Source organism: Thalassotalea sp. G20_0 (assembly GCF_017744175.1).
In the GTDB taxonomy this organism is placed as follows: Bacteria; Pseudomonadota; Gammaproteobacteria; order Pseudomonadales; family Endozoicomonadaceae; genus Endozoicomonas.
On sequence record NZ_JAGHQV010000004.1, the window covers coordinates 187,630 to 207,135 of the forward strand.

16 protein-coding genes are annotated in these 19,506 nt (G+C 46.3%); 8 read left to right on the forward strand and 8 right to left on the reverse strand.

Features of this window, described 5'->3' with window-relative positions; genetic code table 11:
• Window positions 1–50: 50 nt before the first annotated feature.
• The 4 genes from J7438_RS03755 to J7438_RS03770 all read right to left on the reverse strand — a co-directional run bounded on the left by J7438_RS03755 (window position 51) and on the right by J7438_RS03770 (window position 4,909).
• Window positions 51–869 carry a DUF805 domain-containing protein gene (locus J7438_RS03755; RefSeq protein ID WP_209275494.1) on the reverse strand — a complete coding sequence of 273 codons (819 nt, stop codon included), beginning with the start codon at window positions 867–869 and terminating at the stop codon, window positions 51–53.
• Between the two features lie 147 nt (window positions 870–1,016).
• Window positions 1,017–1,436, reverse strand: coding sequence for a protoporphyrinogen oxidase HemJ (hemJ, locus tag J7438_RS03760; protein WP_209275495.1), 420 nt, complete (start codon window positions 1,434–1,436; stop codon window positions 1,017–1,019).
• 116 nt (window positions 1,437–1,552) lie between these two features.
• A complete protein-coding gene (locus tag J7438_RS03765) occupies window positions 1,553–2,605 on the reverse strand; it encodes a hypothetical protein (protein ID WP_209275496.1) in 1,053 nt (350 codons plus the stop codon).
• A gap of 546 nt (window positions 2,606–3,151) precedes the next feature.
• Window positions 3,152–4,909: a chloride channel protein gene (locus J7438_RS03770; protein ID WP_209275497.1), complete on the reverse strand. Its 1,758-nt coding sequence runs from the start codon at window positions 4,907–4,909 to the stop codon at window positions 3,152–3,154.
• A 265-nt stretch (window positions 4,910–5,174) separates the two neighbouring features.
• Here J7438_RS03770 and J7438_RS03775 point away from each other — a divergent pair, with 265 nt between their 5' ends.
• The 4 genes from J7438_RS03775 to argC all read left to right on the forward strand — a co-directional run bounded on the left by J7438_RS03775 (window position 5,175) and on the right by argC (window position 7,647).
• Window positions 5,175–5,555 carry a CidA/LrgA family protein gene (locus tag J7438_RS03775; RefSeq protein ID WP_209201551.1) on the forward strand — a complete coding sequence of 127 codons (381 nt, stop codon included), beginning with the start codon at window positions 5,175–5,177 and terminating at the stop codon, window positions 5,553–5,555.
• Window positions 5,548–6,276: an LrgB family protein gene (locus J7438_RS03780; protein ID WP_209275498.1), complete on the forward strand. Its 729-nt coding sequence runs from the start codon at window positions 5,548–5,550 to the stop codon at window positions 6,274–6,276. The genes J7438_RS03775 and J7438_RS03780 overlap by 8 nt, the downstream gene beginning before the upstream one ends.
• 19 nt (window positions 6,277–6,295) lie before the next feature.
• Window positions 6,296–6,514: a DUF3820 family protein gene (locus tag J7438_RS03785; RefSeq protein ID WP_209201549.1), complete on the forward strand. Its 219-nt coding sequence runs from the start codon at window positions 6,296–6,298 to the stop codon at window positions 6,512–6,514.
• Between the two features lie 89 nt (window positions 6,515–6,603).
• A complete protein-coding gene (argC, locus tag J7438_RS03790) occupies window positions 6,604–7,647 on the forward strand; it encodes an N-acetyl-gamma-glutamyl-phosphate reductase (protein ID WP_209275499.1) in 1,044 nt (347 codons plus the stop codon).
• 224 nt (window positions 7,648–7,871) lie between these two features.
• Here argC and J7438_RS03795 read toward each other — a convergent pair whose 3' ends face one another.
• Window positions 7,872–8,231 (reverse strand): hypothetical protein, encoded by a 360-nt coding sequence (locus J7438_RS03795; RefSeq protein WP_209275500.1) that lies wholly within the window; start codon window positions 8,229–8,231, stop codon window positions 7,872–7,874.
• Between the two features lie 80 nt (window positions 8,232–8,311).
• Here J7438_RS03795 and J7438_RS03800 point away from each other — a divergent pair, with 80 nt between their 5' ends.
• Window positions 8,312–9,469, forward strand: coding sequence for a hypothetical protein (locus J7438_RS03800; protein WP_209275501.1), 1,158 nt, complete (start codon window positions 8,312–8,314; stop codon window positions 9,467–9,469).
• 142 nt (window positions 9,470–9,611) lie between these two features.
• Here J7438_RS03800 and J7438_RS03805 read toward each other — a convergent pair whose 3' ends face one another.
• Window positions 9,612–10,670: a hypothetical protein gene (locus tag J7438_RS03805; RefSeq protein WP_209275502.1), complete on the reverse strand. Its 1,059-nt coding sequence runs from the start codon at window positions 10,668–10,670 to the stop codon at window positions 9,612–9,614.
• Between the two features lie 362 nt (window positions 10,671–11,032).
• Here J7438_RS03805 and J7438_RS03810 point away from each other — a divergent pair, with 362 nt between their 5' ends.
• Complete coding sequence (locus J7438_RS03810) at window positions 11,033–12,016, forward strand: M48 family metalloprotease (RefSeq protein WP_209275503.1); 984 nt, start codon at window positions 11,033–11,035, stop codon at window positions 12,014–12,016.
• Window positions 12,017–12,109: 93 nt separating this feature from the next.
• On the opposite strand, the gene J7438_RS03815 is transcribed toward J7438_RS03810, so the two are convergent.
• A complete protein-coding gene (locus J7438_RS03815; protein ID WP_209275504.1) occupies window positions 12,110–13,042 on the reverse strand; it encodes a LysR family transcriptional regulator in 933 nt (310 codons plus the stop codon).
• Window positions 13,043–13,222: 180 nt separating this feature from the next.
• Between J7438_RS03815 and metE the strand changes: the two genes are divergently transcribed.
• Window positions 13,223–15,514 (forward strand): 5-methyltetrahydropteroyltriglutamate--homocysteine S-methyltransferase, encoded by a 2,292-nt coding sequence (gene metE / locus J7438_RS03820; RefSeq protein ID WP_209275505.1) that lies wholly within the window; start codon window positions 13,223–13,225, stop codon window positions 15,512–15,514.
• 121 nt (window positions 15,515–15,635) lie between these two features.
• On the opposite strand, the gene J7438_RS03825 is transcribed toward metE, so the two are convergent.
• A complete protein-coding gene (locus tag J7438_RS03825; RefSeq protein WP_209275506.1) occupies window positions 15,636–18,341 on the reverse strand; it encodes a GAS domain-containing protein in 2,706 nt (901 codons plus the stop codon).
• A gap of 301 nt (window positions 18,342–18,642) precedes the next feature.
• On the opposite strand from J7438_RS03825, the gene J7438_RS03830 reads away from it, so the two are divergent.
• Complete coding sequence (locus J7438_RS03830; RefSeq protein ID WP_209275507.1) at window positions 18,643–19,464, forward strand: M48 family metallopeptidase; 822 nt, start codon at window positions 18,643–18,645, stop codon at window positions 19,462–19,464.
• Window positions 19,465–19,506: the final 42 nt, after the last annotated feature.

Below are 19,506 nucleotides of genomic sequence, written 5' to 3' on the forward strand. Positions count from 1 at the left end.
TATATCGTAACAAGGCTGTGGTTAATTGTTCTCCAATGTGTCAGATAATATCAGAGGTTTTGTTCCAGTGCCGGAAGAACCAGCTGATCGATCATCTCCGGAACATTGGCAGCCAGCTGCTGCAGCTCATTCTGGTAAAGCCAGCCATAGCTTCCTGCGGCAATCAGGGCCAGTAATGGAATCCACAGGCCAAAAACCTGGGCAATTCTTCCGGCGGAATAGGGAGTTGGCCCAAACCGGTTGGTATTTTCAGTACCTGAAGAAAAGGTCAGCCATAACAGAAACAGAAGGTTGATGCCCGGGACCACTAACAGCAGGCTCTTCCAGCCACTGCGGTCAAAATCATGAAGCCTTCTGGCTGCCATGGCCAGCATAAAGAGGCAGGCAATAGTCATCAGGCCCAGTGTCAGGTGCAGTGACTCCAACGGTGGGTAGAAAGGCGTCAGGAGAGGGGTTAAAAGCCCCGGAACCCAGCAGGCGCAGACGACCAGCAGCGCAATCACCCAGAGGGAGGCGATAAATCGCACTCTTCCCATTCTGGGGAGCAGTTGAAACTTCCCGGATGATTCGGCCGGTTGTTTCTGCTCCTTCTCCGTGATGGTTTCCGGTGGCGTTTGGGGCAGTTCTTCATTATTGGTCATAGAGAGAATCCGGCAATGGGCTCCTGCCTTCATCATGGCTCTTTCATAAGGACGGATTTCACTGGCGGTCAGATTCTTGCGAATAATAACCGGCTTTCCTGAGAATAGACTTTTCAGTTCTGCCTTGTCGGCATTCAGGAGCTCTTTCAGGTTTTTTCGAACCTTTCTTTCCTTAAAGCCTGGCAGTATTTCTCCTTCGAAAACCAGTTTATAGAATGAGTCATCCATGGCGGCCTGTCCTGAAATATGTCCTGAGACAGGTTATCGGCGGGCATGGTGGAGACTGAGGCTTTTTTGTGGTTAACCCCAGAGAGTATAAAAATCGTAAAGGAGCAGCGGGTTTCCTTGGATTTTATGCTCCAGATGGTCAGCCTCCTAAAAGGGCTTAACAACCACCAGAATGACAATACCCACAAGGAAGACTACAGGAATTTCATTGAAAACTCTGAAAAATGTGTGGCTGTGGGTACTGGTGCCGTTGGCCAGTTGCTTCATATAGCGGGCACACATATGGTGATAGCCCACGGTCAGAGCTACCAGGGTCAGTTTTGCATGCATCCAGGGGGCACTGATGTAGCTGGGGATGTAGTGTAACAGCCACAGGCCAAGAGTCAGGGTGGCAATCATGGAGGGGGTGGCGATGCCGCGCATCAGCTTTCTTTCCATGATGACAAAGCGATCTTTACTGATCTGGTCTTCACTCATGGAGTGATAGACGAACAGCCTCGGCAGGTAAAAGAGAGCTGCAAACCAGCAGGTCATGGCGATAATGTGAAAAGCTGTTACCCAAAGCATGGTTAAACCCGATTGTTATTGAATTTGTAAGCATTCTTACAGGTTAGAAAAGTAAATCAAGTTGCATGCTTTGAATTTCCTGATTTAGCACTTTTGGGACTGTGGATTTATAGCCGTTACTTTTTTTCCTCACTGCTTGCTTTCATATAATCAGCGTACAGGTATGGCCAGTTTTTCGACCACCATGGAGGGTTTGGGATATCTCGAAGAGCTGCCCGTAAACCGTGATAACATGAGATGACGAAGTCATTTGTTGCCAGTAAGTCTTTATTCCGAATTCTATCGGCCAGGAATATTTCTGATTCTGTTTTGAGTTTGACCAGTTTTTTTCTGATATCTTTCCTGCTGCTCATTAACTCTGGTCTGCTGATCATCAACTCGGAGATTTTGTCGCAGAGAAGCCTGAGATCCTCCCGGAGCCCCTGAGGCCTGCCGATGATGTTTTGCAGTAATGTGGGGTCAGTTTTTTGTTCTTCCAGGACACAACGGCCTCTGGCCAGTTTGGCTTCTGCTCTATATTTATCTTGACGGGTGGTAAGCCAGGAGTGAGATGTCCTGTTGTTCAGGCTTTCTTCCATAAAGTGGTCGCATATCAGCGTTGCCAGCTGTGTTATTGCCTGTTTCTGAGGTTTAACTTTTTGTAACGGGTTGATCAATTGAATGTCGTCCGATTCCCAGACACAACAGGCGAAAAAAAAGCGCCTGCACTCTTCCCTGGAAAAACCTTTTGGGCGAACTCTGCCCCCCGTTAAAATTCTGGTTTCGCACTCTTCCATTAACTGTGTCAGTTCGGAGGTGATTGTTTTATAGGTATTTGGATGCTCATGTAACTGAAGAGTAAGCTCCGGGCTGCTCAACAGTCTGAAGCATGGAGAACCGGGTACTTCCGGGCTGTCTTCTTCACGTTGCTCATCAAATGATGGCCACCAACCTGAATCATGTTGAATTGGCGAATCTGCTTCTTCTGGTAAACAGTCATGGATGGTTTTTATTTCATGAAAGATTTGATGGATTGATTCTAAAATGACCTTTTGTTTTTCGTCGATGTCTGGCATTTTCTTAGGTATGTTGAGCAGTTCTTCAAAATCCTGAGCGTTTTTTTCTTCTGCTTGTCCGTTTAAAAGCGCAAGCTTGTCTTGTGAGAGGTTGGTTGCTTCTGGTAACTGCATTAATTTCGCCAGCTGTTTTTTTATTTTATCGAAATTAGTGTAAAGAGCTGCCGGGGAAACGGCGGTTCTTTGCTCAGGCTCATACCATGACATGAAATCAGTAACGGTTATCTGGCCAGTAGCTAACGCTTTAACTTTAGCCCTGATCAGTGCTTCAGCCGAAATGCCCTGTACATCAATAGAGAGTGCTGAATAAAGTTCGGGTCGACTTCGTTTTCTGGCTGAGGCAGGCGTTGATGTCGTTGCTGAAATATCGGGCGCTTTTATGGTTCGCCTGAAAGAGTTACGAAAGCCCTTGACTGCACGCCCCATGAAACCCGGCCTGGCAGAAGGCTCAGTGGTATTATCTTGACTTGGCGTTCCTGGCAGAGCGCTAATGTTTGAGGTTGCTCCCAACTGGTTGGCATCCATCGGTTACACCTTTTTATTGATCTTCTCGTTTTCTAATCGTTTATAAAATGGCTCATTTGCCCCAGATAGACGTGAATCTATCCAATATTCTTGCTGGCTGAATGTCTCAAGCATCATCATTAGTCATTAATGCAACTACTGTGCGTTACTGAGAAAACGCTCAATTGATTGCAGAGTAATAACACCAACAGCGTTGCATATCTCTACTTTTTTTCGCCCGTTCTTTTCCATGACCAGCAATACATCGAGACCTTTATCAAGCATGGTTTCACGAGCTTCATATAAGGTAGACTGCATATCAATGGGCAGTGTCTGTATAACAACGTTGTCTCTTATCTGACTGGTTATATCCTCCCCTCTCTTTTGACATTCAAGCAAGTCTTTAGTTCTGATAATTTGCCCTGATTGTTGATCGCCCAAGACGACCCAATGACTGCTTGTGCCGTTTATCTTCTTGAGCTCATTTGGTGCAGGCTCTGACGATAATGTCACCAGCTGTCTATCCATCAAACCCGCCACCCCTGTTCGATTCAACAACTGGGTCATCGGGGAAAGCTGAATACTCTGTCCACGAACCAGGAACTGCATGGCAAAGATACTCTGTTGTCCACAGATCTGGCTGGAGGTCAGACAGGCAATCACGATAGCCAGCATGGCTGGCAGAATAATCTGGGAACTGTGGGTCAGCTCCAGCACGGTAATCAGGGCCGTCAACGGAGCCTGAAAGATCGCCGCCATCATGGCGATCATCCCGGTGATGACATGAAAGGTGATATTGGTAGAAACCCCCGGAAACTGCTTAGCCAGTATAGCACAGCAGGCACCGACTGCGGCTCCTATCATCAACGATGGTCCGATCATTCCTCCGGGAACGCCCAGACCGATGACCAATGGCGTAATCACCAGCTTGGCCGCCAGCAGGATAAAGAGAAACTGCAGATTGACCTCGTCGCCATTCAGCAGGGCTTCAATAGTGTCATAGCCAATGCCCATGGCTGCTGGGACCAGAACGGCGACTACGCCCATTAGAAGCCCTGCGATTAACAGTGGCAATACGACCTTATTCTGGCGCTTTTGCATGGCAAAGATATTAATTTGAATAAACGCTGCGGCAAGAAGGCCAATAATGACCGCAGTGATTGCCGTCACCACCAAGTCTTCGGGTACGGCAGAAGGAATGATCGGGATCTGAAAAGCCGGGTTAGGGCCGTAAACCGTTTGGGTCAGAACGGAAGCCACCACAGCGGATGCCATGACCGGAATAAAGCTTTCCAGTGAATACTCTTTCATAACCACTTCCATGGCAAAGATCACCCCGGCCATGGGCGTATTGAACAGTGCGGCAATGGCTGCGGCAGTACCACAACCCGCCAGTACTCCCAGAGTGTTGGCAGGCAGTTTCAGCACCTGGCCCAGAAAGCTGCCTGCCCCTGCGCCCATATGTACCGCAGGCCCTTCACGCCCCACCGAGAAGCCGCTGACCAGGGCAATCAGTGCCGTCAAGAACTGTGTGATGGTGCCGGTAATGGGTAACCAGCCCCTGTTCAGGGTCAAGCGCTCGATCACATGGGCAATGCCAAAGCTCCTTTGCCCGGGGGGACAGCGCTTGATTAACAGGATCAGGGCAATGGCTCCCCCGATAGGTGACAGGAAGCGAACCAGGGGAGGGAGAGCTTCATAACCACCTTCCACCGATGCCAGCGTTGTAAATACCTGTTCAGGTATCAGGGCACGCTGAGAAACAACGCCAAAGTAAAAAAGCAAATCCTCAAAGGCGATAAGAAAGCCTCCGGCCAGCAGTCCGGTCATCAGTGCCATCAGGGTCAGTTGTGGCAGCGCTTCCGATTGTGCCAGACGCAGCCTTAAATTCTGTATCGAGGGGTTGTTGAACATAGACGCCGCCTGGGTAATGTTGTTCCGTTGCTGAGCGGTTATCGAGTGATTTTGTTTTCTGGCATGGGGGTGAAAATATGACTTTTTCAGGGTTATGGGCTTCAGTAATCGCTTATGCCGGAATTAAACAACGTCGGTTGACGTATGTAGTGTGCAGTTTACCGGATTGTCATTGCGTCACTCTACCTGTTAAAACAGTGTTTTTACTTTTCAGGTATGATTGAACAGTTTTTGTACATATAGCTGCTTCAGGAGAGATCGAGCGATGTCATCAGGAACACTGTCAGGCATTGTCATTTTGCTGTTTTTTACCGTGCTGGGTGATGTATTAAGCGACGCATTCAGTCTTGCGGTTCCGGGCTCTGTGATGGGGTTGATACTTCTGGTTATTTATCTTCAGTTGTCAGGCGGTGTCAGTGAGTCGCTGGATAAGGTGAGCCAGTTCTGTATCCGTTACCTGGCCGTGCTGTTTATCCCGGGCTGTGTTGGTATTTTCTTCCTGAGTGACCTGCTCTTGCAGCAATGGCTGCCTATCGCCCTGGCCATGTTGGTGGCGACCCCTGTTTCCCTGGTGTTAACGGCTGTTCTTCTGCAATGGCTGCTGAAACGCTTTGCCAGCGGCAGCGGAGAGAATCATCATGGATGAGGTGATCAGTTTCTCTTACGGACTACTACAGCGGCAAATGAACAACCCGGTTGCCATTTTGTTGATCAATCTGGGCGCTTACCTGCTGGCGGAAAAGTTGTTTAATCGTATGGGGCGCAAAGGGTGGTTTCACCCGCTGTTTATCACCAGCCTGCTGGTTTTCCTGATGATTCGCTGTTCTCCACTTGAGCCCGATCTGTATACCAGGCACAGCGAGTTGCTGAAGATGTTGCTGGCACCATTTACGGTAGCACTGGCGGTTCCTCTTTCACGACAGCTGCACACTCTACGTCAGTTAGCGGGACCTCTTCTGTGTACATTACTGATCGGTGGATTGCTGGCGGCGTTTATGGGTATGGGGATGGCTCTGGCAGCCGGCGGCTCAAGAGACGTGGTGTTATCCATTTCTACCAAGGCCGTAACCACAGCGGTTGCCCTGGTGATGGGCGAACAGTATGGCGCTATTATTCCCCTGGTGGCGGCGGTGGTCATTATTTCCGGCGTTTATGGATCGCTGGTGGGGCCGGCACTGTGTCGCAAGTTTGGCGTGACTGATCCAAGGGCCATTGGCTTTGCCATGGGCGTAAACGCTCATGCAGGTGGCACGGCCCGGGCTTTTGAATTGGATCTGACCATGGGAGTCTATTCCAGCCTGGGAATGTGTCTGTGTGCTGTCTATATGCCGCTTCTTGTGCCATGGCTGATCCGCCTATTATTGTAATTAGCCCTGAGAAAACCGGATGTTCGAAAAAGAAGACCTGATCAAAATCGCCAACCAGACCATGCCTTTCGGGAAGTATCAGGGCAGAAGGCTGATCGACCTGCCAGAGCCCTATCTTCTCTGGTTTGCCGGCAAAGGGTTTCCGGAAGGTGAGCTGGGTAAACTGCTGGCATTGACTCTGGAGATTCAGGTCAATGGGTTGAATGATCTGATTACGCCATTAAAAAACACTCAGTAGTCTCCTTCAGAAATGGAGCGACGATATCCCGGAGAGTTCTGGTAAGATCGCCGGGTCAAACAATAATCCAGACGTAACGGAAGCAGCAGATGATTAAAGTGGGGATTGTCGGTGGAACGGGCTATACCGGAGCGGAGCTGTTGCGGTTGCTATCGGTTCATCCAAATGTTGAGTTGCGTATGATCACCTCCCGTTCTGAAGCGGGAAAGCCGGTCAGTGAACTTTTTTCCGGGTTACGGGGAAAGCTTGATCTGAACTTTTCGCGTCCGGATAACCAACAGCTGACCTCATGTGACCTGGTGTTCTTTGCTACGCCCAATGGTATTGCCATGGAGTCTGTGCCGACATTACTGTCTGCCGACGTTCGGGTGATTGATCTGGCGGCTGACTTTCGTTTGCGCGATTCAGCGCTGTGGCAGCAGTGGTATGGTCTTGAACACGCCTGCCCGGAGGTATTGGCAGAAGCGGTCTATGGCCTGCCAGAAATGAACCGTGTCGATATTGCCAGCGCCCGGCTGGTGGCCAATCCCGGCTGCTACCCAACGGCAACGCAGCTGGGTTTATTACCCCTGGTGAGGGCAGGGCTGGTCAGTGGCAATATCATTGTTGATGCCAAATCGGGAGTCAGCGGCGCCGGCCGTGGTGCCAATGTGGGCACTCTGCTCTGCGAAGCCTCCGAGTCTTTCAAGGCCTATGGGGTTGCCGGTCATCGTCATTTGCCGGAAATTCGCCAGGGTATTGAGCGCATGCCAGAAACGGGTGTATCGCCATTTACCGGCGATCTGATATTCGTTCCCCATTTGACCCCAATGATTCGCGGTATCCACTCCACGCTGTATTGCACCGTCAAAGACCATAGTATTGACCTTCAGGGCTTGTATGAAAGTACCTTTGCCGATGAGCCCTTTGTTGATGTTATGCCGGTGGGTAGCCACCCGGAAACCCGGTCGGTTCGTGGATGTAACCAGTGTCGTATAGCGATCCATCGTCCACAGGGCGGGGACACGGTGGTGATATTGTCTGTTATTGATAACCTGGTCAAAGGGGCAGCAGGCCAGGCCGTTCAGAATATGAACATAATGTTTGGACTGGATGAAATGACCGGTCTGGACTTCCCTGCTGCTATGCCTTGATAAGAGACGGTATCATTATAGTCATAAAAAAACGCTGCTCCTCTCTGGTTTAGCAATCAGAGGGGGCATTGGGTTTTGTCTGATTTCAAGTTAATTGTAAATTTTTTATTTTCTTTAACAGAAATTTTATTCTCTTATTTTTTTGTCTATTTTTGATGGCCTAAAGAAAAAATAATATACAGAGGTTTTAGCTATGGACACGAAAGGTCATCAAGCAAATCCTGTTAATAACCAGCAGGTAACCTATCCACAATCACAACCGCCTCTTTCCTCATCAGACGCATGTCGATTACCCACTGGTTCTGGTCATCGAGCACCAGTGAATTACTTTGGATACTCCTTAAATTCACAAGATCCCAATAGGCAACATATGTCACATGCTCCCGATGACCGTCCGCATACCAACCCGGGTCACGTAAGAAACGTTGATTCTCTGGCACAAGGTGTTGTATCAACAGCCACTGTTCACCCGCAACTATACCCGGACCTTCCTTCTTTATATCCGGATCTTCCTCCATATTCGGATCCTCCGCCTCCATACCCCGGAACCGATGACCAACCTTCCGGGCTTGGCTCCCAACCATCAATAACCACCTCGTTTCCCTCTCCCATAGAAAAGTTTCGGCGAGCATTTACACCTGAGCAGCAATATGCGATCCAGCAGGTGCTCGGTGGTTCAATCAACGGATCAACCTGGCTGGCCTATCGACTGGCCGCCCTGAAAAATTATGAGCTGCATTTTATTATTGATAACAGCATGTCAATGGATATCCAGGATGGCATGGTACATCCTGAGGTCGGAGTAAAAATGTCCAGGTTTGAAGAGGCGGTCTATCGGTTGAGTCATGTTGCCGATTTATTAGCCCATATTCCGGTGATGGGAATAAAAATTCAAAGTTTCACTCAGGAATTCCCACCAATTGATACCGGCGGCACGCCAGCAGAGGTTGCGATGCAGATGAAGAGGTGTCTGGACAGTATTTTCATGGCTAAGAGACTCCCTTCAACCCCGCTTTATCCTGCTATGTTAAAAAGCATAGAAGAGTCTGAACGTTCTTGGCAATCTCCCCCCCGTATTATCTATGTATTTAATGATGGTGAGCCAAATCAGGGAGGCTCTAAAGATCAAATTTTTGAATTACTGAAACACAGAAAGGCTGAGAGGAGTCCGGTGTGCCTGGTTGCCTGTACTGATGTAAATTCATCAGTCAAGTGGATGAACGAGGCAGATGAGCAACCAAACGTTCATGTCGTTGATGATTTTCAATCAGAAATGAGAGAAGTGCAGGAGCACCAGGGAGAAACTTTTCCCTTTACAGAAGGCTTCTACCTTATGTCTACTTTGCTTGGGCCCATTGACCCACTGTTTGATAAAGCTGATGAAAATCACATCTTTGATCATGCGGATTATCAGGAGATCTGTGGCTATAGCGTATCGCCAGCGGAGTATGACTTATATCGAAATGAAGCTTATCGACTGCAAAACAGGCAGGCTGGAAATGAGCCTTATCGACTGCAAAACAGGCAGGCTGGAAATGAGCCTTATCGACTGCAAAACAGGCAGGCTGGAAATGAGCCTTATCAACAGCAAAACTGGCAGGCTGGAAATGAACCTTATCAACAGCAAAACTGGCAGGCTGGAAATGCACCTTATCGACAGCAAAACCGGCAGGCTGGAAATGAGCCTTATCGACAACAAAACTGGCAGGCTGGGAATGAGCCTTATCGACAACAATACTGGCAGGCCGAAAATGAAGCTTATCGATTACGAAACAGGCATAATGAAAATAATGAAAATTCTGATTACTGTTTAATTTCATAGCGTTACTCGCTGTCTGCAGGAAGTATGTATTCTCTGTCGCTTAACGGCTTGACCAGTTCAAACAGCGGATGGAAGTAGCGCAGCAGCCAGGGAATAGCGACTTGCCATCAACTTTTGACAAATAACGAAGGTTAACGATGACCTAGGTTTTTGTTTTTGTTTTTGTTTTTGTTCCTGATGATGGATAGACCCCCATAAGCTTGGCAAAAACCTCTTCTGCCTGTTTAATTTCTTCTTTTTTAAAGCCCTGGGTCATAGAGGGATTAAGATCGTAAAACCAGCGTCTCAGGCTGGTTCTCAGAGATGTCAGATTCTTCCAGTGTTTGCCTCGACGAAATATACGATCGATTGTAATTTCAATATCTTTTTTTGAGGTTGGCTCTTGCAGGCAGGCATTAATAGTGTCTTTAACCGCATCTAATCTTGCCTTAGTTCTTTTAGGGTGATTTTTAGAAGATTTTTTTTGGCAAGATACCTTTCTTTTCTTAATTGGCCGGGAGATCGCTTCTTCTTCTGAGTGTGATTTACCCTGGCTTCTGACTGGAGATGTTGTTTCCGCTAAGGGATCTTTCCGGAATCTGCGAGTTACTCTTTGAACTGAACTTTGGCATTTCAGGAGGCCTGTTTCAGAGTTTGCTGCACGGGGAGCTGCTTTTACTTTACTGGGGATAGCATTTCGTGCTGCGTTAATACTAGGGATATTATCGTATTTTTCTAAATAAATTAATTCTTTCAGAGTTTGGGTGTTTTCTTTATTATCAAAGGTGACGCCAATCGTATCGGTAATTTCACGAAAAAGGCTTTCGTGGGTGTGGCTGAACAATCGCATTACAGTGCAAAAGTCTGTTACTACAATATCAGCATCCTCGTGGTAAGGTTTATCCAGAAATTTGCTACTTCTACTGTCGGCCGTTGAATGAAAATCGCTTGAACAAAATTTTGAAAACTCAATTACGGTTCTCTCTTGTGGTGATATATATCTGGGCTTTGACTGCTCTACATCTTGTTGTGGCTCTGAACCTTCTTTAAGCATGAATGTACAGGGTTTTGCTGGTTTTATCCGGCCATTTATCATGGCTTGTCCGAGGAGCTTTTTTGCAGCTTGTCCGTGGAACTTTTTTGCAGCTTGTCCGTGGAACTTTTTTGCAAGAGGTCGTTGGATGTTGGCATCGGGGGTAATTGGTGTGGTGGAAATATCCATAATGAATGCCTTTAGCGAAGTTTATTCAAATAATGATATAAATTAGTTGTTTTATTTGGTGAAAAGTTCCCTGACTGGTGAAATTTAATTTTATTTGTGCATATTCAAGAGAATTTTTTAGAACAAAATGATGTAGGTAGTTGGCCAAAAGGAATCATATATTTCTGACTAAATGGGCAGTCACTCTCTGCAACTGCTCCATATAGGTATTGATAATGGCGAACCCTGATTAAATAGAATGATGGAACCAAACTATATTTTTCTTGTCAGACCTCCATAGCAGGCCGAATCATTTTAGAGGATTGAAGGTGTTTTTCAGAGTCAAGTGCTTATCCATAACCTCATTAACTGTATGTATTTACTTGCTTTCCTGTGTCTCCAGTGCTCATGGGAATCAAGACGTTCATTCATTAAATCGAGACGATGTTATCAATAAACTCCATCGTGCTGTTGACAGAAGCCTGCAGGAAGAGTTTGAAATTAATGGCCTTGCATCGGTTGCCAGTGGCATTGTTGGTTCAATGATCGGGGTCAGTTGGTCTGGTCTTGCATCGGCAATTACAACAAACAGTGCCAACCCGTTTTTTATTGATTTTACGATCAAGGCATTCCTCACCGGGGCTGCGCTGGGGACTCTTTCCGTGGTATCCCGAACGTATTTAAAGACTCCTTTCGATTACCTTCACCTGCCACTTGGCTGGGGATTTTACCAATTAGCACAATTGAAGGACCGGGTTTTGCATGAAGAGACATCCTACGAGCTGAAACAGAAATACTCAGAATTTCTCGACCCGGTTGCCGAACGTTTAAAGGCTGTTGCTGAGCAGGTTTTTGATATCCCTGCCGAGTACTGGACAATCACAGTCATGAATAGTAGCGTCCCCAATGCCTTTGCAACCAGTGGCTATAATATTGCGGTTTATCATTCTTCTTTTCCTCTGGTGAAAAATCAGGCTGGCATGGCCTGTTTTCTGGGGCATGAAATGGGGCATGTATTGGCAAAGCACATGGGGCAGGGTTTGAGTGATGTCCTTTTTCTGAATAAGCTGGCCCTGGCCAGTATTCCCTTTGCCAACTCAATTTTGCAGAATCGTGAAACTCAAGCTGACGAAATAGGCATCTATCTGACAGCCTTGGCGGGATATGATCCTTCAGAATGCTCCAGAGTCTGGAACAGGGCTATCGCTTTTAGTGGAAGTCTGCGAGAAGTGGTCAATATATTTCTTTCAGTACACCCGACCAGCAAGACTCGCATGAATGCTCTGAAACACCATGGCAATGCTTTACAGACATATTATTTGAACAAGTCGGAGGGGCTTGGCCTGGGACTGGAATACGAACTTTAATGGATGTTTGGTCAGCCTCCCGGGAGTAACTCAATTGTAGTTGCCGAAGTGACCGATCATCTGGTTAAAACTATGATCCCTGTGGTTACCTGATTATGCTGGCTTTATCGCATTCAGGGTTGCAAAACAGGTTTCTCTTGCTGAGGCAATAAAGCTGGCAATATAGGGTTGCTCCTTTTGTTCCGCTCTGATCGCTGCATACAGTGTTGACCACAACCCCTCTTTACCAAGTCGAACTGCCGCAACGTGCTCTTTATCAAGATATTCCGCCAGTGCCCAGCATGGCAGTGCAGAAACACCTCTCTGGCTGGCAACCAGCTGCAACATCATCAATGTTAACTCAGCAGTACGGATATCAGCAGGCTCAATATCTGCCGGGTCAAGAAAATCGTAGAAGACCGCCAGACGACCTTGTTCAACAGGGTAGGTGATCAGTACTTCCTGTTGCAGGTCAAGAGGTGTGACAAACTCTCGTTCCTTTAATGGGTGTGTTCTGGCAATGGCCAGTAGCATCTCATAACGAAAAAGGGGGATGTACTCGATGCCATCAATGGGCACTGGGTCAGAAGTGACCACAAGATCAAGTTCACCCCGGGAAAGAGCTGGTAAGGGGGCAAAATTAAAGGCGGTGGAGAAATCCATTTCTACTTCTGCCCAGTGTTGCCGGTACTCTGTGATGGTTGGCATTAGCCACTGGTAACAACTGTGACATTCAATGGCAATATGCAACCGTCCGGCTTTGCCGCCCGCCAATCTCATCAGGCGTTGTTCTGTAGCCTTGAATCTTGGCAGCACTTCTTCAGCCAGCTCCAGAAGATTTAACCCGGCAGTGGTAAACCGGGGTGGCCGGGATTTACGGATAAACACTTCCATCCCAATACGATGCTCCAGCTCTTTCAACTGATGGGACAAAGCGGATTGGGTGAGATGTAAACGGCTGGCGGCTTCTACCAGGCTGCCGCTTTGGTGAATGGCTTTCAATGTTTTAAGGTAACGTAACTCAAGACCCAGGTTTTGCTTTGTCATTATTTGCCTTTCTTCTGTCGTCAGTTCACAGTCAGTTCACAAGAGCATCATTATTAGTTTTTTTCATTTTTATTATTAGAAAAATGAGTTTGATTCAATTCTAACTCTCCAACAGAATCATGACTACTCTTTGATCAATCCTGAAAACAATAAGTCTGACGATCAGCCCGGAGTTATTTCATGATCACTACCCATAACCTTGGATTTCCCCGAATAGGTGCTAACCGTGAGCTGAAGAAGGCTCAGGAAAGTTACTGGCGCGGTGACCTGTCCAGGGCAGAGCTTTTGGAAGAAGGCCGTCGCCTGCGTAAGCGACACTGGCAGCTGCAGAAAGAATCAGGGCTTCATCTGATTCCGACGGGTGATTTTGCCTGGTATGACCAGGTGCTGAGCCACTCTTTGATGCTGGGTGCGGTGCCGGAGCGATTTTCGGAAGCGGACCCTGGTGATATTGATACCCTTTTTCGTATGGCCCGTGGTCGAGCGCCAACCGGAGAACCTGCAGCAGCCTGTGAAATGACTAAATGGTTTGATACTAACTACCATTACATAGTGCCGGAGTTGCACAAAGGCCAGAAGTTCCAACTGTCTAACACCGCTATTCTGGATGAAACTGCTGAGGCTATTGAACAGGGCCTCAGGGCAAAACCGGTACTGATTGGCCCGCTGTCCTGGCTGTGGCTTGGTAAAGTTAAGGGCGAGTCTTTTGACCGACTGGAATTGCTTGACAGTGTTGTCGAGGTTTATGGCAAAGTTCTGGCCAGACTGGCTGAAATGAATGTGGAGTGGGTACAGATTGATGAGCCCATTCTGGCTCTGGATCTTCCCCTGGAATGGCATCAGGCGTTTGAATCGGTATATAACCGGTTGCAAAGTTGCCATGTAAAAATTCTGTTGGCCAGCTACTTTGGTGGTCTCAATGGTACTACGACCACGGTCGTTAATCTGCCGGTGGATGGCCTGCATATTGATCTGGTCCGGGATCCGGATCAGTTACCGGCACTGCTTGATCGCCTGCCTGCCTACAAGGTTTTATCAGCGGGTGTTGTTAATGGTCGGAATATATGGCGCTCCGACCTGCAGCAGATAGTGCGGCAATTGAAGGAGGCAGAAGAGCGGCTGGGTGATCGGCTGTGGGTAGCGCCAAGCTGCTCATTACTGCATGTTCCGGTTGATCTGGAGCAGGAAACCGAGCTTGATGACGAGCTGAAATCCTGGTTTGCCTTCGCCAGGCAGAAGTGTGAAGAAGTATCCGTGATTGGTCGGGTTTTATCCGGAGGGCAGCAGGCACAGGATCCGGCGGTGTTGACATTGATTTCCGAGGCCGAAAAAGCGGTATCTGCCAGACAACAATCCCAGCGGGTTCATAATTCAGCGGTTGAACAACGGTTGACGTTATTGAATGATGACAGGGATATTGATCATCGTCGCTCACCTTATGCGGTCAGGGCAACGCTACAGCACGAAAAACTGAATCAGCCTGAATTTCCTACAACCACCATTGGCTCTTTTCCCCAGACACGGGAGATACGACAGAAGCGCTTACAGTTTCGCAAAGGGGAGCTGGATGAGCAGTCTTATATCGAAGCGATGCAAGCGGAAATACGCAAGACTATTAAAAGGCAAGAGTCGCTTGGTTTGGATGTTCTTGTCCATGGCGAGGCAGAACGTAATGATATGGTTGAGTACTTTGGCCAGCAGCTGGAAGGGTTTGCCTTCACTGCCAATGGCTGGGTACAGAGTTATGGCAGTCGCTGTGTAAAACCCCCCATTATTATTGGTGACATTAGCCGCCCTGAGCCGATGACCATTGCATGGAGCCGCTATGCCCAGGAGCAGACCAGCCAGCCGGTTAAAGGCATGTTAACCGGGCCGGTAACCATTCTTTGCTGGTCATTTCCGAGAGATGATGTCAGCAGGGAAACGTCCTGTCTGCAGTTAGCGTTGGCCTTAAGAGATGAAGTTGTTGATCTGGAGAATGCGGGTATTGGGATTATTCAGATTGATGAGCCAGCCATTCGGGAAGGCTTGCCGTTGAGAAAAGCAGACTGGCCTGCATACCTGGAGTGGGCGGTGAAGAGCTTTCGCATTGCTGCCAGCGGCGTTAAAGATGAAACCCAAATCCATACCCATATGTGTTACAGCGAGTTTAATGACATTATTGAATATATTGCCGCCATGGATGCGGATGTCATCACCATAGAAACTTCCCGCTCTGATATGGAACTGCTGGATGCTTTTGAAGCGTTTGAATACCCGAATGAGATTGGACCCGGAGTTTATGATATTCATTCGCCAAATGTGCCCAGTATTCAGTGGATTCAACAGCTGATGACTAAAGCGGCACAAAAAATACCCAAACAACGTTTATGGGTAAATCCGGACTGTGGCTTAAAGACCAGAGACTGGCCGGAGGTAGAAGACGCTTTAAGAAATATGGTTGCAGCTGCGAAAATATTAAGATCCGGTTAAGTGAGGTTACCACTGCCTAAAGAAAAAAAGCTGGGTCATGAGTAGTAAATCTGAAAAAGTGCCCAGCTTTTTACCCTTGTTTAAATTGAATAATATAGGAAAAGTATCGTATTTTTTTATTTTATAGTCTCAGGCTTTTATAAATCTTATTTTGCTGTGTCTTTTTTGTTCTGGGTTGATTGTTTTTCAGGGCTTCTTTTAATTGGTATTTTTCTCTATCTGATTTTTCTATTTTATCAATCATCAGCTGTCGTTCGGCCTGTAAAGAGTTGAGTTTTTGTTCAAGGTCAGCCACCTTTTTTTGTTCATCATGGAAAGCAAATTTCACCAGGCTCTCTGATAATTGATCTTTTTTCTGGAGTAGTGCAAATTCTTTTTTAAGCATTTCCAGATCCTGTTCAAGTTTTAATGATTTTCTTGATAATTGCAGGTTTTCGTTTATAACTTCATTTAAGAAGTTTTTATTTTGCATGTCTTGATATTCTAGGTCTGTCTGGCTCATCTTCAGACTGACAATCTGATCTTTTAAATACGTTATCAGTGAGGTATTTTGGGGGGCTACCTGAAATAGCTCTGATGGTGAAGTTTCTGTCATATCATACAGTGCAGCCTCTCTCCCTTCAGGTAGGGGGTGTTGAAAGCCAAAGGGTGTTGCCTCATGTCCTGAAGCTGGAGCACCCCGGGCATCACTGGGAACATCCCTGCTCCCTTCAGAGTTGTGTTGTTGAAAGCCAAAGAGTGTTGTCTCTTGTTCTGAAGCTGGAACACCCCACGTCGCATCAGGTACACCACCTCTCCCTCCCGGGCTGTATTGTTGGAAGACAAAGGCGGTAGCTTCATCTTCTGAAGACGGTTCTTCCCCAGTATGTGATTGTAGAGTGCAGGATGATCCTGAAGAAAAGTGGTCATCCTGCATCTGTTGAGAAGGTACCCATGGGAAAATTTCCTGCGGAGCAACGGCTTGCATTATAGATAAGTCACCTGTTGGATGCAGTTCTTCACTGGTGCCGGTTTGTGGTTTGTATATGCTGATATCAGGATGAGATGGTGGTGATAGAATCCAGGTATGGGATTGCTCCTGTTCGTTTTGCTCCTGTGGACTTGGAATAGCGGAGCAGGATGGGGTAACAAGAGAATGGGTATCTTTAGTCGCCTTCGGACTGCGCCATGAACATTCATCAACGGTTTTGCACGGCTCTTTTTCATGGCATACCAAATCCTGCTCAAGAAACTGTAAATCAGGGGTTGAAAACCAGGGTTGCTCAGAATGCTCGAGTGTTTTTCCTGTTTCCCCTGGTTTTTGCAACATTTTCTGTATCAATATGGAGTTAACTTGGCTATTATTGTTTGCTGGCTCTTTAATGACATGTAAAGAGTCAGAAGTAGCTGTCTTTATATAAGGTGAATCAGGTTCTATTATACTGTCGGGTTCTTCTAAGGGGGTTGTTGCTGAAACTTCTGCTATTTTAAGATTTATTGCTTTATCTGTTTTTTTATCTAAGTGTGTTTTTTGGCTAGTTGTCAGGCTTGCTTTTGTATCTGTATCTAAATCTGTTTCTGAATCAGTTTCTGTTTCTGAATCAGTTTCTGTTTCTGTTTCTGTTTCTGTTTCTGAATCAGTTTCTGTTTCTGAATTAATTTCTATTTCTGGATTAGTTTCTGTTTCTGGAACCATTTCTGGCTCTTTGGTTTTGTCTTTTCTTGTGGTTGCTTCTTCGTTTGTGTCTGTTTTAGCAGTTTTTTCTATTTTCGTATTAAAACATATTTTTTCATCTATGTTTGCTTCTGATCTTAAGCTAGATTCTGGTTTTAATTTTAATTCTGGTCTTAATCTTGGTTTTGCTCTCGATTTTAATCTTGGCCTTAATTCCTTATTTATTACTGGAGATAAGTTTTTATTTGACTGGATTTTTGATGTTTTTAATTCTGGGTTCTTGGTGATAAATGACAGGAATTTTTTGAGCGTGATATATTCGCTGTTTTTTTTGCGGTGTGCTCCCGGAATGGATTGGTGAAGTTCATCAATTAGTTCACGAATTTCTTTTCGACGATTGGCCTCATTAAAATTTTTTATAAATTTCTTTGTTTTTGGGTTAGTGTTGACTGGGTAGGATAATATAATCCTGTTTTTACGATTAGGACAGATATAGTTGGGGGCACTTTCCTTTTTTACAATCCCGATGCAGGTTAATAGTAAATTTTTTTTTGTTGGTTTGATGCTTATAGTTGTTATATCTTTAAGAGCATGATTGATGTCAGAATATAGTTTGGTCAGTTTTTTTCTTCTTTTGCATTCAGCGATGGCATTAGCTATTCTTCCAGATTTATTATTATTCATTTGATCAATTGAGATGCACTCTTTATCCTTTTTGTCTCTGTTATGGTATTTAAGCGATGAATATTTAATGTCCGGTTTTACTATTTTTTGTTCATGTGATCTCAATCTTTTGACTGAGGTTTCGTTTGAAGTATTTAATGGTTCCTTGTTGCATTGTTCATTTCTTTTATTTGCTGAATAATCAGGGTTTGTTCTTTTACGATTTGTGCTGACTGCATCATTTGAGGCTTTAATAGATGCCAGTATTGGAGAGTCAACTACGCTATCATTGTGAGTTGTTGAGTATGAGATTTCCTGGTGTGGCATACCAACAGATTGATGAGTGAATGACCTGAAAAATGGGTTTTCACCCTGTGCGCCCGGTAAATATCTGGTTGGGGCAATACTAATGACAGAAGGCTTTGATGGTCCCGCTTTCTGAAGAGGTTTTTTTAACAGCTCAACCAAGGGAGAGGTCTGTTGATAGTTTTTAGAGAGAATGCCGTCCATTTTACTACCCTTAATGGTTTTTAATTGTTTGATGAAATAAGAATATTAGGTGGCGAGTTAGCCAATATTTAGTATGTGTGTCTTGATGATCTCTTTACCTATAAATGGTTAGTCATGTGTCTTTGAAACAATCAGGAATTAAAGTAGTCTGGAATTGTATAAAAGTGTAATTCTTAATTATTTTTATTTCGCTACGGACGCTTAAGTCCGACGGCCTCCTGGATAGCCGTGCTTACCGGTAGTGATTTTGGTTTAATGGCAGTCTGGTTACAATAACGTTTTGAAGAAACAGGTACTGGGGATGAAGTGGTTAAAAGTTCTGGTCGTGAGCCTGAGTATTTTTCTGGCAGGGTGTCAGACGGTATCAACAACCAACTCAGGGACTATTGGTGTTCAGCGTGAGCAGAAAATGTTCTCTTTGCTCTCTGAAAGCCAGGTGAATGCCATGTCTGCCAGGGCTTATCAGGAAGCTCTGAATCAAGCTCGGGAAAAAGAAGTGCTGAACCGCAAGCCAGCAGATGTGAAACGTCTGCGCAGGATTGCTGACCGTCTGGTGTCCCATGTTGGTGTGTTCAGGCAGGATGCCCGAAGTTGGCAGTGGGAAGTTAATCTGATGACGGATAAACAGCTGAATGCCTACTGCATGCCCGGGGGCAAGATTATGTTTTATACCGGCATTATTGACACTCTGAAGCTGACGGATGATGAAATTGCCGCCATTATGGGACACGAAATGGCTCATGCGCTCAGGGAACATGGACGGGAGTCTATGTCTCAGGCGTATGCAGTGCAGTTGGGGCAGGATACCCTGGGGATTCTACTGGGGGTCAGCCCTGAGTTAATGAGTGTTGGCAGTACCGTGGTAAATTATGCGCTTACCTTGCCTAATAGTCGTACCAATGAGGCCGAGGCTGACCTTATCGGTTTAGAGCTGATGGCCAGGGCTGGATATAACCCGGAGGCTGCTGTCAGCTTGTGGAAAAAGATGTCAGCGCAAAGTGGTGGCAGTGTGCCGGAATTTATGAGCACGCACCCGTCCCACGATACTCGTATTAACGGGCTGAATGCCAATATCAGGAAAGTGGATCATCTCTACAGGCAGGCGATTAGCAAAAGCAATTAACCCATAAGTGTTACTGGATTGGCAGGATCCATACTGCTACTT